At 48.0% G+C, this 15,259-nt stretch carries 15 protein-coding genes; 14 read left to right on the top strand and 1 reads right to left on the bottom strand.

Translation table 11 applies throughout. The features are described 5' to 3' along the window. Positions 1–26: 26 nt before the first annotated feature. On the bottom strand, positions 27–1,001 hold the full coding sequence (locus J2Z34_RS07735) for a P1 family peptidase (RefSeq protein ID WP_209459297.1): 975 nt from the start codon (positions 999–1,001) through the stop codon (positions 27–29). 245 nt (positions 1,002–1,246) lie between these two features. On the opposite strand from J2Z34_RS07735, the gene lysA reads away from it, so the two are divergent. From lysA to trxA, 14 genes are all read left to right on the top strand, one after another. Beyond that, positions 1,247–2,494 carry a diaminopimelate decarboxylase gene (gene lysA / locus J2Z34_RS07730; RefSeq protein ID WP_209459296.1) on the top strand — a complete coding sequence of 416 codons (1,248 nt, stop codon included), beginning with the start codon at positions 1,247–1,249 and terminating at the stop codon, positions 2,492–2,494. Positions 2,495–2,789: 295 nt separating this feature from the next. Beyond that, a complete protein-coding gene (locus J2Z34_RS07725; protein ID WP_209459295.1) occupies positions 2,790–3,752 on the top strand; it encodes a GntR family transcriptional regulator in 963 nt (320 codons plus the stop codon). Positions 3,753–3,770: 18 nt separating this feature from the next. After that, a complete protein-coding gene (gene glmS, locus J2Z34_RS07720; RefSeq protein ID WP_209459294.1) occupies positions 3,771–4,202 on the top strand; it encodes a methylaspartate mutase subunit S in 432 nt (143 codons plus the stop codon). Position 4,203: 1 nt separating this feature from the next. Then, positions 4,204–5,586: a methylaspartate mutase accessory protein GlmL gene (gene glmL / locus J2Z34_RS07715; RefSeq protein WP_209459293.1), complete on the top strand. Its 1,383-nt coding sequence runs from the start codon at positions 4,204–4,206 to the stop codon at positions 5,584–5,586. 11 nt (positions 5,587–5,597) lie between these two features. Continuing rightward, positions 5,598–7,061, top strand: coding sequence for a methylaspartate mutase subunit E (locus J2Z34_RS07710; RefSeq protein ID WP_209459292.1), 1,464 nt, complete (start codon positions 5,598–5,600; stop codon positions 7,059–7,061). Beyond that, a complete protein-coding gene (locus J2Z34_RS07705) occupies positions 7,058–8,299 on the top strand; it encodes a methylaspartate ammonia-lyase (RefSeq protein ID WP_209459291.1) in 1,242 nt (413 codons plus the stop codon). The genes J2Z34_RS07710 and J2Z34_RS07705 overlap by 4 nt, the downstream gene beginning before the upstream one ends. 96 nt (positions 8,300–8,395) lie before the next feature. Then, on the top strand, positions 8,396–9,238 hold the full coding sequence (locus J2Z34_RS07700; RefSeq protein WP_209459290.1) for a fumarate hydratase: 843 nt from the start codon (positions 8,396–8,398) through the stop codon (positions 9,236–9,238). Then, on the top strand, positions 9,238–9,795 hold the full coding sequence (locus J2Z34_RS07695; protein WP_209459289.1) for a Fe-S-containing hydro-lyase: 558 nt from the start codon (positions 9,238–9,240) through the stop codon (positions 9,793–9,795). Before J2Z34_RS07700 ends, J2Z34_RS07695 begins: the two co-directional genes overlap by 1 nt. Positions 9,796–10,367: 572 nt before the next feature. After that, positions 10,368–11,393, top strand: a complete 1,026-nt coding sequence (locus tag J2Z34_RS07690; RefSeq protein WP_209459288.1) for a nucleotidyl transferase family protein — start codon at positions 10,368–10,370, stop codon at positions 11,391–11,393. Continuing rightward, a complete protein-coding gene (locus J2Z34_RS07685) occupies positions 11,369–11,929 on the top strand; it encodes a citrate lyase holo-[acyl-carrier protein] synthase (RefSeq protein ID WP_209459287.1) in 561 nt (186 codons plus the stop codon). The genes J2Z34_RS07690 and J2Z34_RS07685 overlap by 25 nt, the downstream gene beginning before the upstream one ends. A gap of 84 nt (positions 11,930–12,013) precedes the next feature. Continuing rightward, positions 12,014–13,630, top strand: coding sequence for a phosphoenolpyruvate--protein phosphotransferase (gene ptsP / locus J2Z34_RS07680; protein WP_209459286.1), 1,617 nt, complete (start codon positions 12,014–12,016; stop codon positions 13,628–13,630). 150 nt (positions 13,631–13,780) lie between these two features. Further along, positions 13,781–14,002: a hypothetical protein gene (locus tag J2Z34_RS07675; protein ID WP_209459285.1), complete on the top strand. Its 222-nt coding sequence runs from the start codon at positions 13,781–13,783 to the stop codon at positions 14,000–14,002. 201 nt (positions 14,003–14,203) lie between these two features. After that, positions 14,204–14,767 (top strand): zf-HC2 domain-containing protein, encoded by a 564-nt coding sequence (locus J2Z34_RS07670; RefSeq protein ID WP_280922314.1) that lies wholly within the window; start codon positions 14,204–14,206, stop codon positions 14,765–14,767. Positions 14,768–14,859: 92 nt separating this feature from the next. Beyond that, positions 14,860–15,174: a thioredoxin gene (gene trxA, locus J2Z34_RS07665; protein ID WP_209459283.1), complete on the top strand. Its 315-nt coding sequence runs from the start codon at positions 14,860–14,862 to the stop codon at positions 15,172–15,174. The last annotated feature ends 85 nt before the right edge of the window (positions 15,175–15,259 follow it).

Raw genomic sequence — 15,259 nt, 5'->3', positions numbered from 1 at the left:
ATTTCATCGGCTTCGCCCTATTTGTCCTAGAATATATCAAGCCCGTGCTTAAGCTTGCCTGAATCGATCTGCGAATAGGTCGGTATGTCGTCACCAAGATTCTCTGCCTTCCTTACAGCTTCGACTATAGCCTTTTCAACTGCCATAGCTGCAAGGGTTCCAAGGAAGCTGAGGTCTGTTTCCTCGCTGCCATTTGCCATGACGAAAAGGGTATCTCCGTCAACCATTGTGTGTACAGGTCTGATTGCCCTGGCGAAGCCGTCCTGTCCCATTGTGGCAAGCTTGTTGGCCTGAGCCTTGGTCAGCCTGGCATTGGTCAGGATGCAGCCAATTGTAGTGTTTCCCCGGAATTTTGCCTCCATGCCCTTTATCATCAGATCTTCGGTGGAAGCCGGGATTCCGGCAATCCTTGGTCCTGCCATCAGGCTTCCTCCATCGTATACGCTGCCGAAGGCATTTACAGCTACTATTGCCCCGACCCTGACGCTTCCAACCTCATAGGCTGCTGAACCTATGCCGCTCTTCATGGCGTTATGTGGTCCCATGATCTTTCCTACTGTGGCACCAGTTCCTGCACCTCTTGAGCCGTCCTCGTAGTTTCCCGGGTATGCGTTCCTGCATGCCTCATAGCCCATTTGAAGGTCAGGCCTTATTTTGGCTGACCTGTACGCAAGGTCGAAAAGCACTGCGGATGCAACTATTGGGACCTTTGCAACACCGGTGTCGAAGCCGATGCCCTTTTCCTCGAGGAATCTCATTACTCCTGAAGAGGCATCCAGTCCGAAGGCGCTGCCTCCTGCGAGCACTACACTGTGGATCCTTTCAACCATTTCCCTCGAATCGATCAGGTCGGTCTCCCTGGTTCCGGGTGCTCCACCTCTCACATCCACCCCTGGAACTGCACCATCCTCACAGAGGATGACAGTCACACCTGTCCCGCCGTCTTTGTCCTCAGCGTTTCCTATCCTGAAGCCTAATTCCCTTATGTCTATTTCTTTCAATCTATTCACCCCTTTGTAAGCTTCCTATCAATAACTAAATTATATATCACAACCCTCCCGATTGCTCATGGCTGAGTGAAAAATTGAATAATTCACCATCTATGCATATTTACTGATTTTTTTCATGAAAATATCCAATATGCTTTTCATGCGGAAAAAATCATGATAAAATCAAATACATTAAGTTTCAACGGGAAAAGGGGCTTTTGGCCCTTTAGTCGGGCATCATGGCCAGGAGGTAGGATATGGCATATTATTCACAGACAACAGATTTTTATAAGGGGAATGACCCTAAGGAGCTTCTTGTAAAGTTCGGAAGCCCCCTTTACGTATATAGTGAGGAGATTCTGAGGCAGAAGGCAAGGGATATGAAGAACCTTGCAGAGCTTCCCAATTTCCAGTCCAACTATTCAGTCAAGGCGAATTCAAATGTAAGCCTTCTTAAGATCATCCACGAGGAGGGCCTCTATGCTGACGCAATGTCTCCGGGAGAGATACTGGCCCTTGAGGCTGCAGGCTTCGAGCATGAGAAGATATTCTACGTAGCGAACAACGTAAGCGCTGAAGAGATGAAGTTTGCCCTGGACAGGGGAATCATAGTGAGTGTTGACTCACTGGACCAGCTTGATCAGTTCGGCAGGATAGCTGACGGTCTTGAGGTCGCAATCAGGTTCAACCCTGGTGTCGGCGCTGGTCACAGCGAAAAGGTAGTAACAGGCGGAAAGAAGACCAAGTTCGGCGTTTCCATGGATGACATAGATAAGGTCAAGGAAATACTGACCAGGAATAAAACCACGCTCATTGGAATCAATCAGCACATAGGCTCGCTCTATATGGAGAAGGACCCATTCCTTGCTGCAGTCAAAAATCTCCTTGAGATTGCAAAGAGCTTCAAGGGGCTTAAGATAATTGACTTCGGCGGCGGTTTCGGAATTCCATACAAGAAGCAGACCGGGCAGGAACCGCTGGACATAGCATCCCTAAAGGCTGAGTTTACAGAAGTACTGAAGGAATGGATGGCAGAGACAGGAGAGACACCGCTATTTAAGATTGAGCCGGGCAGGTATGTGGTGGCTGAGTCCTCAATACTTCTTGGAACAGTCCATGCTGTAAAGGACAATGCAGGTACCACCTATGTGGGAACAGACCTTGGGTTCAATGTACTGGCAAGGCCGATGATGTATGACAGCCATCATGACATAGAGGTCTATCCAAATGACGGAAGGGCTTTAGGTCAGGAATTCGAGCAGACTGTGGTCGGAAACATCTGTGAATCCGGAGACATCATGGCAAAGGGAAGGCTACTTCCTGAAATCAAGACCGGAGACACCCTTGGAGTAATGGATGCTGGAGCATACGGTTTTTCGATGAGCTCCAACTACAACAACAGGCTTAAGCCTGCCGAGGTTCTGATAAGGGCGGACGGGTCTGTAAAGCTCATAAGAAAGATGGATAATTATGAAAGTTTACTCATAAATATGTTAAATTTGTAAAAATATCGCATGAATATATTGCTGCAGGAAATTTCATTTCCTGCAGCTTTTTCTTTGTTTTTCCATAAATACGATTACATTATGAAGGATACCATTTTGAAATATTCAAAAACGCATTAATTGGAACCTAATGGACTCATAAAATTCACAGAATAGATGGTAAATATTATGAAATTGGACTCTAATGGACTAAAAAAAGCCTTGCATCATGCGTCCAATGTGGTACTATTAGGGTAACAAGAGATGGGAAAATTACCTGCAGGAAACAGGTGACTAAAGGAAACAGGTGACTGATTTGAACATTACCCTTAACAAGAACAATGGCAAACCGCTTTATAAGCAGCTATATGACCAGGTCTCCGAACTCATAAAAAAGAGGGAGCTTGAAGCAGGCTACAGGATGCCGGCTGAAAGGGACCTTTCATTGGAGCTTGGAGTAAGCAGGAATACCGTCAGTTCAGCATACAGGGAGCTGGAGGCATCAGGACTGCTGACATCAAGGCAGGGAAAAGGCACCTTCGTATCTGATGATGCGGCAGGATATGGCAGGGACAGGTATCTGAACCTCCACAGGCTGCTGGACCAGGCAATAGATGAGGCTGCTGCTCTGGGAGTGGATGAAAAGAGTCTTTCAGTGATGCTTGATGACAGGATAAGGGTCAGGACAAACGGCTTGTCGGGTGCCAGGTCCGTGTTCCTCGAGTGCAACATTGAACAGGCAAAGTTTTTTGCAAGGGAGCTCACTGAGCTTACCAGGATTCCATGCCAGCCACTGACAATCTCAGACCTGGAGACCATGGATGACGAGACCGCAAGGAAGCTAAGGGAAGCAAGCGTAGTCATTGCGACCTTCAATCATGTCAGGGAAGTAGTCGACCTTGTCGGCAGCTTCGGGAAGGAAGTCCTGGGAATTGCTATAAATCCAGACCTGGAGACCATAGTCAGGATAGCGAGATACCCTGACAGCAAAAGATTCGGATTCCTGTGCATATCAGACCAGTTCATGCAGAAGACAAGGCAGGCCCTTGAATCTGCAGGACTCGGCTACCTCAGCATTGAGTTTTCAAACACAAGGGATGAGGATGAGGTCAGGAAACTCGTTGAAGACAGCGAGGTCCTCATAGTATCACCAGGCAGGGTCAAGGATATAGAAAAATACAACATCGATGGCAAGGAAATCATAGAATTCCAATACAACCTTGATGAGGGCTCGGTAAAGGCCCTGAAGAGCAAACTGATAGAACAGAGCCTTATGTAGGCAGAAGGAGCGATTAAGATGGAAAAGAAGACAATAGTACTTGGAGTTATAGGCTCTGACTGTCATGCAGTGGGCAACAAGATACTTGATTATTCATTGACCGAGGCAGGTTTCAATGTTGTTAACATTGGGGTGCTTTCACCACAGGAGGATTTCATCAATGCGGCAATTGAGACCAATGCCCAGGTGATAATGGTGTCATCGCTGTATGGCCATGGAGAGATCGACTGCAGAGGAATGAGAGAAAAGTGCGACGAGGCAGGACTTAAGGACATACTGCTCTACGTTGGTGGAAACATTGTAGTAGGAAAGCAGGACTTCAGCGAGGTCAAGGCAAGATTTGAAAGCATGGGCTTCGACAGGGTTTATCCCCCGGGAACAACGGTTGACACGGCGATCCACGACCTCAGGGAGGACCTGGGAGTTGCAGAAGAAGCGTTAGGGGCATAGCATGAGGGATGCGTATCTCTTCATTGATTTCGGAAGCACCTATACAAAGCTCACTGCTGTGGATGCGAATGCCGATGAGGTAATTGCAACGGGCAAGGCATATACAACAGTAGAGACTGATGTTAAGGAAGGCTACCTGAATGCGATGAAGGAGCTTGAAGGCAAGGCAGGAGAGCTTAACTACATAAGGAAGCTTGCGTGTTCATCGGCTGCAGGGGGCCTGAAGATAATCGCCATAGGACTGGTTCCTGAGCTGACAGCAGAAGCGGCCAAAAGGGCAGCTCTCGGAGCAGGAGCAAGGGTCATCAGGGTATACAGCTTCAAGCTGAACAAAGATGAGATGCGGGAGATAAAGGAATCGAACGCTGACATGATCCTTTTGGCAGGTGGCACTAATGGCGGAAATTCGGAGGTCATTATTCACAATGCGAAGATGATCAGAGAATTTGAAATCGGGATTCCTGTGGTGGTCGCCGGCAACAAGAGTGCGGTGGATGAAATCAGGGATATTTTTGGCAATGCCATAGATTATCATATGACGGAAAATGTCATGCCGAGCCTTAATGATATCAATGTGCTTCCTGCAAGGGAGACCATAAGGACCATCTTCATGAAGAGGATAGTCAAGGCCAAGGGCATGTCAGGAATGGAAGGCATGATCAGCGGCATCCTTATGCCGACTCCGGCTGCAGTCCTTAAGGCAGCGGAGGTTCTGTCCATGGGTACCAAGGATATGGAGGGTATAGGTGACCTTGCGATAATCGACATTGGTGGTGCGACTACAGACGTCCACACCATAGCCGAAGGGGCGCCAAGTAAGCCCTCTGTTATTTTGCGCGGACTTCTTGAACCTCTCTCAAAAAGGACTGTTGAGGGGGATCTTGGGATGAGATATTCTGCCCTGTCTCTTTATGAGGCATCTGGCAGAAGACTTGTGCGTAAATACCTGGACGAGGGGAAGTTTGATTACGAAAAGGAGTTTTCGAGGCGTCACGACAATACGGCCTTCGTCTCAACAAAAGAAGCCGACATTGAGTTTGATGAAGGAATGGCAAAAATCTGCTGCGACATGTCAATGAAGAGGCATGCTGGCACTGTGACTGCCATCTATTCTCCGCTTGGAATGATGTTCGCTCAGGAAGGCAAGGACCTGTCTGAGCTGCCCTATGTCATTGGTACTGGCGGGGTAATAGTGTACAGCAGGAATCCGAAGGAGATCCTCAGGGCTTCAGTGTTTACAATGGACGACCCTGATTCCCTGAAGCCGAGGCGTCCGGGATTCCTGTACGACAGGGACTACATCCTGTCAGCAATGGGGCTGCTTGCAATGATAGACAGTGAAAAGGCTTTAAGAATGCTGAAGAAATATATGTTTAGCTGTTAGGAGTGGGGGATATGAATCTAAGGAACAGGAAGCTTACAGAGGAAGAATTCATGAGGATAAGGGAGGACGTGCTGACGCACTGGCCGACCGGAAAAGACGTAGACCTTAATGAAGCTGTGGAGTACCTGAAGAAGGTGCCTGACGAGAAGAATGTGGCTAAAAAGCTCAGGAAAGCCAAAGAGGAAGGTATTACCCTGGCCCAGCCAAGGGCAGGAGTCGCGCTTATAGAAGACCACATCGAACTTCTTCTCCACCTTGAGAAGGAAGGGGGGGCTGACCTTCTGCCTTCAACCATTGATTCCTACACAAGACAGAACAGGTATGATGAGTGTCAGGTAGGAATAGAGGAATCCAAAAGGCTTGGAAGGTCAATGCTGAATGGATTCCCTGCGGTCAACCATGGGGTTGCTGGCTGCAGGAGGGTATTCGAGGCGGTCCATGTGCCGGTGCAGGCAAGGCACGGTACACCGGATGCGAGGCTTTTGTCTGAGATAATCCATGCTTCAGGCTGGACGTCGAATGAAGGCGGAGGAATTAGCTACAACATACCGTATGCTAAGAGTGTTTCCATGGAGAAGACCATAACCGACTGGCAGTATTGCGACAGGCTTGTCGGGTACTACGAGGAGAGAGGAATCGAGCTCAACAGGGAGCCATTCGGACCTCTTACAGGGACGCTCGTACCGCCATCAACCTCCAATGCGGTGGCGATAATTGAAGCTCTTCTTGCTGCAGAGCAGGGAGTGAAGAACATTACAGTAGGCTACGGCCAATGCGGAAACCTTATACAGGACATTGCAGCCATCAGGGCCCTTGAAAGCCAGACTAACGAGTACCTTCACAGGTTCGGATATGACGGAGTGTATGTTACGACAGTTTTCCACCAGTGGATGGGAGGATTCCCCGAGGATGAGGCAAAGGCCTTTGGTGTGATCTCATTGGGCTCAACTGCAGCAGCTCTTGCAGGTGCAACCAAGGTCATAGTCAAGACGCCCCATGAGGCTCTTGGAATACCGACTAAGGAAGCGAACGCACAGGGGATAAGGGACACCAAGATGACCCTTAACATGCTCAAGGGGCAGACGATGCCGATGAGCAAGGAGCTGGCTGCTGAGATAACGATCATCAAGGCTGAGACTGCCTGCATGATAGAGAAGGTGATCGAGGTAGGAAAGGGTGACCTCGCAAGGGGAGTTGTAGAGGGCTTTAGGCTTGGGTTAATAGATGTGCCTTTTGCACCATCAAAATACAATCATGGAAAGATGATGCCGGCAAGGGACAACACAGGTTCAGTAAGGTACCTGAACGCAGGCAACGTACCTCTGTCCAAGGAACTCCTTGATTTCAACAAGGCTAAGCTTGATGAGAGGGGAACCTTTGAACACAGGAAGGTCGGCTTCCAGATGACAGTTGATGACATATTTGCAGTGGGAAAGGGAATGCTTATCGGAAGACCGGAGGATGGTGAAAAATGAGGATTGTAGACTTAGTTTGTTCAGAAGGAAAGACCGGATTCTACTTTGACGACCAGAAAGCCATTGTAGGAGGAGCCGGACACGATGGTTTCATATATACCGGTGAGCCCACAACTGAAGGCTTCAAAAGCATAAGGGTTCCGGGGGAGAGCATCTCGGTAATGCTGATACTTGAAAATGGAGAGGTTGCTTACGGAGACTGCGCTGCAGTACAGTATTCAGGAGCAGGAGGAAGGGACCCCCTGTTCCTTGCGAAAGACTTCATACCGCTCATAGAAGGCGAGGTCAGGGACGCTCTGCTAAACAGGGATGCATCTTCATTCCGTGTGCTTGCAGATGAGATCGACTCAATAGAGGTTAACGGGAAGAAGCTCCATACAGCTGTAAGGTACGGTGTCACCCAGGCTCTGCTTGACGCAGCTTCAAGGAGCAGAAGGCTAACCATGGCAGAGGTCGTAAAGGAAGAATATTCCACCGGGGTTGAGCTAAGAAGGATCCCAATATTTGCACAGAGCGGGGATGACAGGTATACCAACGCCGACAAGATGATAATAAAGGGCGCTGATGTCATGCCCCATGCCCTCATCAATAATATCGACGAGAAGCTCGGACGGCATGGTGAAATCCTCAAGGCCTACATTGAGTGGCTGAGGGACAGGGTGCTTCTCCATAGGGAAGAGGATAACTATAGCCCCATATTCCACATAGACGTCTATGGGACCATAGGCATGCTCTTCAACCAGGATATGGACAGGATGGCTGATTACCTCAAGACCCTTGAGGAGGCTGCAAGACCCTTCAGGCTAAGGATTGAGGGGCCAATGGACAAAGGCGGCAGGAAGGAACAGATGGAGGCCTTAAGGGACCTCACTGCACTCCTTGACAGTCGTGGGATAAATGTTGAGCTTGTTGCGGATGAATGGTGCAACACATATGAGGATGTCATCTATTTCGCTGACAACCGTTCAGGCCACATGATACAGGTGAAGACTCCTGACCTTGGAGGAGTGAACAACTCCATCAAGGCGATTCTATACTGCAAGGAAAAGGGCATCGGTGCTTATCTTGGTGGTACCTGCAATGAGACCAACAGGAGCGCTGAAGTTTGCGTGAACATAGCAATGGCCTGCGGTGCCAGGCAGACACTGGCAAAGCCGGGAATGGGCTTTGATGAAGGCTATATGATAGTTAATAACGAGATGAACAGGGTTCTTGCCTTGGCAGGAAGAATAAGATAAATCAGCGCCGGCTGCAATTGCTGCCGGCGTTTCTCTGCTCTGTGTAAAAAAGAGGATCATTATAGTATAATCATGGGAGAATAAGGAGGTGCTTGAATGAAGGGAATTGATGCTGCTCTGGTCACGTCTGAGATCAGAAGGCTTGTAATGGAAGCAAACTACCATCTGCCGAAGGATGTGGCGGATGCGCTCAGGAAGAGCAAGGAGAATGAAAAGTGGCTGCTCGCAACGGACACTCTGGGAAGGATCATAGAGAACGCTGAGATTGCGGATACTGAGAATGTGCCAATGTGCCAGGATACGGGGATGGCGGTTGTCTTCGTTGAGATAGGACAGGAGGTCCATATAACAGGAGGTGGCTTTGATGACGCGATAAACCAGGGCATAAGGGAAGGCTACAAAGATGGCCTGCTTAGGAAATCGGTTGTTGGAGACCCGCTTGCGAGGAAGAACACCGGGGATAACACACCGGGAATAATACACTACAAGATAGTTCCTGGAGATTCACTTAAGATCATGGTTGCTCCAAAGGGCTTCGGATCCGAGAACATGTCAAGGCTCAAGATGCTTAAGCCATCTGACGGCCTTCAGGGTGTGAAGGACTTTGTCATTGAGACTGTTGAGCTGGCAGGACCTAACGCCTGCCCTCCATTGGTTGTAGGAGTGGGCATAGGTGGCTCATTCGACAAGGTCACATACATTGCGAAGAAGGCTCTGATGAGGAGCCTTGATGAGTGCAACCCTGACCCGTTCTATTGCGAGCTGGAGAAGGAGCTGCTGGAGAAGATAAACAGCCTTGGCATAGGACCTCAGGGCTTCGGTGGAAGGACAACGGCGCTGAAGGTTGCTATTGAGACGTTCCCGACCCATATCGCAGGGCTGCCTGTTGCAGTGAACATAAACTGCCATGCCACAAGGCACAAGGAGGTTACTCTTTAATGGATATAAGGATAAATGCCCCATTCACCAGAGAGTCCCTTGAGAGCCTTAAGCCGGGAGACAATGTCCTGATTTCAGGAAAGCTGTATGCCGCAAGGGATGCTGCCCATAAGAAGATGATTGAGCTGCTCGATAACGGCGGAGAGCTGCCGTTTGACATCAGGGGAGCTGCCATATACTATGTGGGGCCGACGCCGGAAAGGCCAGGCGAGCCCGTAGGTTCTGCAGGTCCTACAACAAGCCTGAGAATGGACGCCTATACGCCAAGGCTTCTTGACCTTGGTCTTCTCGGAATGATCGGGAAGGGCGAGAGGAACGACGCAGTTAAGGCGAAGATAAGGGAGCATGGCGCAGTTTATTTTGCAGCCATAGGCGGAGCCGGAGCCCTCATAAAGAAGACGATTGTGGCTTCAAGGGTCATTGCCTACGAGGAGCTGGGACCTGAAGCCATCAGAGAATTTGAGGTTGTTGACTTCCCAGCAACTGTCATCATCGACTCAAGAGGCGAAGACCTGTATGAGACTGGAAGGGCTGCTTATCTTAAGTCGCTGGAATAGGAGTTTACAGAACATAAATTTTACCTTTGAACAGGCACTTCCGAATTCGAGGCGGTTTTTACTCAGTGTAATCTGGCATTGCAGGATAATTGTATCGAATAGGATGATGGTGCTGGTGGATAATCGCCGGCACCTTTTCAATTCACTGGATGATGGTGCAAAGCTCCCATACGGATGAGGCTTCGGAGTAAAATGGTGATAACGATTGGCCGATAAAGTGTCTGCCAAGTTAGTTTTTTGGGATCACATTCCGAAATTAGACTAATAGCAATGATTACTGAATTATCATTGCTAAATGGATTATGGGTAAGCAAACTTGTTTGGTATATCGTAATAAAGTAAATCATGATTTAGTATATTACGATATACCAAATGATGTTATCCCTTCGATTTCAATGTTCCTTTTTCAAGTTTTAAAATTTGCAGTGTTAGCAGTTTAGTTACATTTCCTTTTTGCTACATTGCACGGCTGCTGTGATATAATTAGAGGGATGAAGTCCGAATTCTTGCTTTATTGGCAGGGAAGGGCTGAAACCATTTCCGATCAATCTGCTGCTATTCAGGTGGTGAAAATGATTTATTTCGCAGAAGAAGTCAACATCAACGACAAAACTGAATTTGAGGAAGTCAGCGATTTCCTGAAGTCATTCGAGGTGGTCTACTCAAGGTGCGACCTTACCATGGTCGTCAGGCATGAAGGTGCCATTGTAGCCACTGGATCGGTGGAGGGCAATACGCTGAAATATTTCTTCGTGCATGCTGACCATCAGCATGAAGGTCTGGCCCGCCTGATCTTCAACGGACTGGTGCAATACCTGTCTGACAAGGGGTATGTTTCCTACTTTGCCTTCACTACTCCTGAGAACATCCTGATATTCGCTGCTTTGGGTATGGTACTCGTGTACAACACCGAGAGGGCGTGCCTCATGGAGGGTGGATTCGGAAGCTATTCCAACTGGATTTCAAGGATCCAGAAGAAGATCCCGAAAAAGGAAGGCAGAAGAGGAGCAGTTGTAATGAACTGCAACCCAATGACTAACGGTCACAGGTATCTTGTCGAGACCGCATCAAGAGAGGTTTCTGACCTCCTTGTTTTCGTTGTCCAGGAAGACAGCTCGCTGTTCCCTTTCGAGGACAGGTACAGGATCGTCAAGAACGAACTCAAGGAATTTCCAAATGTCCATGTCCTCATGGGAGGACCCTACATCATATCGAAGGCGACTTTCCCGACATATTTCATCAAGAAGCGCGATGAAATGCTGGGCGTCTATACCGAATTGGACGGTGGCCTTTTCATAGACAAGATTGCAAGAGACCTGGCGATAGATGTCAGATTCTTCGGATCCGAGCCTACGGATGAAGTGACTGAAGTCTACAACAGCAAGCTCAGGGAACTGATGAAAAAAAGCTCATTGGAATCAAGGACTGTAGATAGGCTGGAGCAAAACGGGACCCCCGTCAGCGCATCGGTAGTGAGGAAGTTACTCACTGAAGACCGGATAGAGGAAGCCTATGGAATGATACCCGAGAATACAGTCAAATACCTGGAGAGCGAAGAAGGGAAAGAACTGATTTGGAGAATGAGAAGAGAACTATGAAGGTCATGGAAGGCTCAGCCTCGCCACTTATCTACATCAGGAAGGTCAAGGACAAAAGGATAGAAAGCCTGAATGAGATGTTCCAGATGCCTGTAGTGGCGCTAAGAGCGGACCTGCCAGTAACCATGAAAGGGAGTCCGGAGGAGGGAATCATCCTTTCAGAGCTTGAGAAGGCATTGAAGAGGACTTTAGGAAACAAGCTGCTCTTCGAGGAGACCTACGAGTCCGGGGTTACCCGTGAAATACTTTTCGTGGTCAGGGGTGATGCACATATCTACAAGGAAAATGCAGTGTTCACCGAAGAGAGCCATCCTCTGGGAAAGTTCTCTGATATTGACATCTATGAGTGCCAGGAGGAGTTCCCGATTTCGAGGCTTGAGATGGGTTATGCTCCGAGAGAATGCTGCATATGCGGGGATGAACGCGTGAAATGCAGCACTGAAAAACGGCACGTGGATACTGAAATCGAATCATACATCAGGCATGAGATTAAAATTTATCTCGAGGAAACAGCTGATAAGGTGCGCAGGGTATAATACAATATGCTTTTGTGGTAAAATGGATTGGATTTTCAATCCAAATAACTATATAACAACAGAAAAATATTAGGAGGAATATCGATGAAGACAGGAATTGCCGCATCAAAGGGGTACGCAATCGGCAAAGCATACATCAAGAAACATGTGGAGCTTAAAATCAGTGATTCCAGAGTTAGCGACATACCGCTTGAGAAGGAGATACTTAAGAGAGCTGCTGACAAATCGAAGCACCAGCTGCATAAGATCAGGGACAAGGCGCTTATAGATTTGGGCGAGGAGAAGGCACAGGTATTTGATGCCCATCTGATGCTTTTTGATGACCCTGAATTCATTGGTGCCATTGAAAGCGAAATAGAGAACAACTCCATCAATTCACTGAAGGCTACTCATGTCGTGACTTCAGGATATGTGGCGATATTCGAATCCATGGAAGACGAGTACATGAGGGAGAGGGCAGCGGACATCAAGGACGTAGCCAAGAGACTCATGAACAATCTGGCAGGAATCGATGAGAGCATAGAAATTGACGAGCCTGATACGATAGTAATCGCACATGACCTCACACCATCCGATACGGCTCAGCTGGACAGGACAAAGGTTACGGCCTTCCTTACGAACATTGGTGGAAAGACCTCACACAGCGCAATCATGGCGAGGACACTTGAAATTCCTGCAGTAGTCGGTCTTGGTGACATAACCGAGGTAGTCAGGCAGGGAGACATGCTGATCGTTGACGGTATCGAAGGAACTGTAATAATCGATCCAGATGAAGATACCATAGAGAAATACAAGGCTCTTAAGCTTGTATTCGAGAAGGAAAAAGAGGAGCTCATGAAGCTCAGGGATACCAAGACCGTTACGAAATCAGGAAAGAGAGTCGAGGTCGCCGGCAATATCGGAAAGCCTGAGGATGTCCTTAAGGTCATCGAGAACGGCGGAGACGGAATCGGACTTTTCAGGACCGAATTCCTTTATATGGACCGCGAAGAGATGCCTACCGAAGATGAGCAGTACGAGTCCTACAAGTATGTCCTTGAGAAAATGGGAGATAAGCCTGTTGTCATAAGGACCCTTGATATTGGCGGAGACAAGAAGCTTCCATATCTTGTAATGCCTGAAGAGATGAATCCGTTCCTAGGCTACAGGGCCATAAGGCTTTGCCTGGACAGGACAGACATATTCAAGATACAGCTGAGGGCGCTCCTGAGGGCTTCCGTATACGGAAACCTGAAGGTCATGTTCCCGATGATCTCATCACTTAATGAATTCCTTGATTCCAAGAAGCTTGTCGATGAATGCAAGGCAGAGCTCAAGGCAGAAGGAAAGGAGTTCAGTGAGAAGGTAGAGTGGGGAATAATGATCGAGATACCTGCCGCTGCCGTAATGGCGGACGAGCTGGCTAAGTATGTTGATTTCTTCTCAATAGGAACCAACGACCTTATCCAGTACACTCTGGCTGCAGACAGGATGAGCGAAAAGGTATCATACCTCTACGACCCGATGCATCCGGCTGTGCTCAGGCTCATAAAGATGACCATTGACGGGGCTCATTCGCAGGGCAAGTGGTGTGGAATGTGCGGCGAGATGGCTGGAGACGAAACTGCAATTTCAACGCTTGTAAAGTACGGACTTGATGAATTCTCAATGTCTGCATCATCCATACTGAGGGCGAAGCAGCTCATCCTGAACGAAGAATAGGAAGATTATGCAAGGAGGCTTCTCTAACGGGAAGCCTCTTTTATATGCTTATAGTATACGTTTACAAGTACTGCAATATAAGGTACTTTAGTTTTTTTGATGTTGATGGTATAATAGGGTTATCGCTATGAATGAAAGGAGGGATGAACAATGGCGGAGAAGAAGATACCTAGCCTCGACAACGCGCTCCTGATAAAGAGAGTGACGTCAGGAACCTTCGGTGATCCTTGCGGATATGAAGAAATTCTCATGAGGACAAAGAACAACAGATATGTACTTGTAAGAAGAGGCGGCGAAAGCAGCCACTGCCCGGGAGAATCCATTGACCTGATCATGAAGGCTGATGCGTTGAAATGGCTTGACATTAACTAGGCTGACAGAGAACCGATTTCGGATCGGTTCCATGCATATACTGAAAACGTTTTTAGGAAGGCAGTGCAATTTGTCGAATTGCAGTGTCTATTTTTAACGCTTTTTTTCATGTTGACAAAATTCGCGCTGTTTGTTGAATATTGTCTTAGGATGCCGTATCATCAAAATGATGAAGATTTTTGGGGTGATTTTGTGGATTGCATGTCGGTCAGACAGCATATAACAGCATACAGGGGAGCGGACCTGACCAGGACTGAAAAGGCGGCCGTACTCAGTCACGTTGAAGCCTGCCCGGCCTGCAGGGAATATTTTTCACGCGAGGAAATGATGTCAGGGCTTCTTGAAAACGGGAGAAAGAGTCCTGGACTTTCAAAGAATGCAAGGACTCTCCTTGTCATTGCCGCCTTTCTGCTTCTTGTGACTGTGCCTCTTTTCATGACAGGTATGTCCAGAAGGAAGCTCATGTCTGTAAGGCAGGATTTTCTGGGAGAATTCATAGTCCTGTGGAAGGAAGGAAACATAGAGACGATAGGCGAGCATATGTCCATCGAGGCCTATGAGAAATTTTTCATGCTCACCGAAGGGGAGTCGGTTTCAAAGGTTACCGGCATGACCTTCAAGGGATTCACAAACATCCAGGGAGTTGCAGGTGCCGCTGTTTTCAATACCTCAGGCGAGCTTTTAGGTAATCGTGACTTCAGGCTTACCTTCACTGTGGGATCAAGGGATGGAAAAATTCTTATCGTTGATGTGGAAGGCTCCTGAGGGAAAGTGATGGTACTTTGGAAAAATCCGGGGTTCACAAAACTCTGAAGTCCTGTATAATGATGACATGAGAAAAATCCGGAGGTAATGAAATGATAAATGATGTAAGCCATGTAGAATTCGCTGAAGAGCTTTCAAGCACTGAGGACCTGGTTCTTGTTGATTTCTGGGCGCCATGGTGCGGACCATGCAAGATGCTGGCACCGCTTTTTGAAGAGCTTGACAAGGAGAATGACGATGTGAAGTTCCTTAAGGTCAATGTGGACAATAACCCGCAGCTGGCTTCAAGGTACAGGGTTGGAAGCATACCCACGCTTCTTGCTTTCAGGAACGGAGACCTTGTAGACCAGATAATAGGCTTCAGACCTAAATCAGACCTCGAGGGATTCATAACCAGGAACAGATAGGATATTTGGAATTCAGGGCTCCGCTTTCAGCGGGGCTTGTTTTTTTAGTCATTTTTTCCAATCATTCCCATAACTTTATCTTAAA

The sequence above is a fragment of the Youngiibacter multivorans genome (assembly GCF_017873395.1).
GTDB lineage: Bacteria > Bacillota > Clostridia > Clostridiales > Clostridiaceae > Youngiibacter > Youngiibacter multivorans.
Note: the sequence above shows the minus strand (reverse complement) of the source record. Positions and strands in the feature narration are given on the sequence as shown.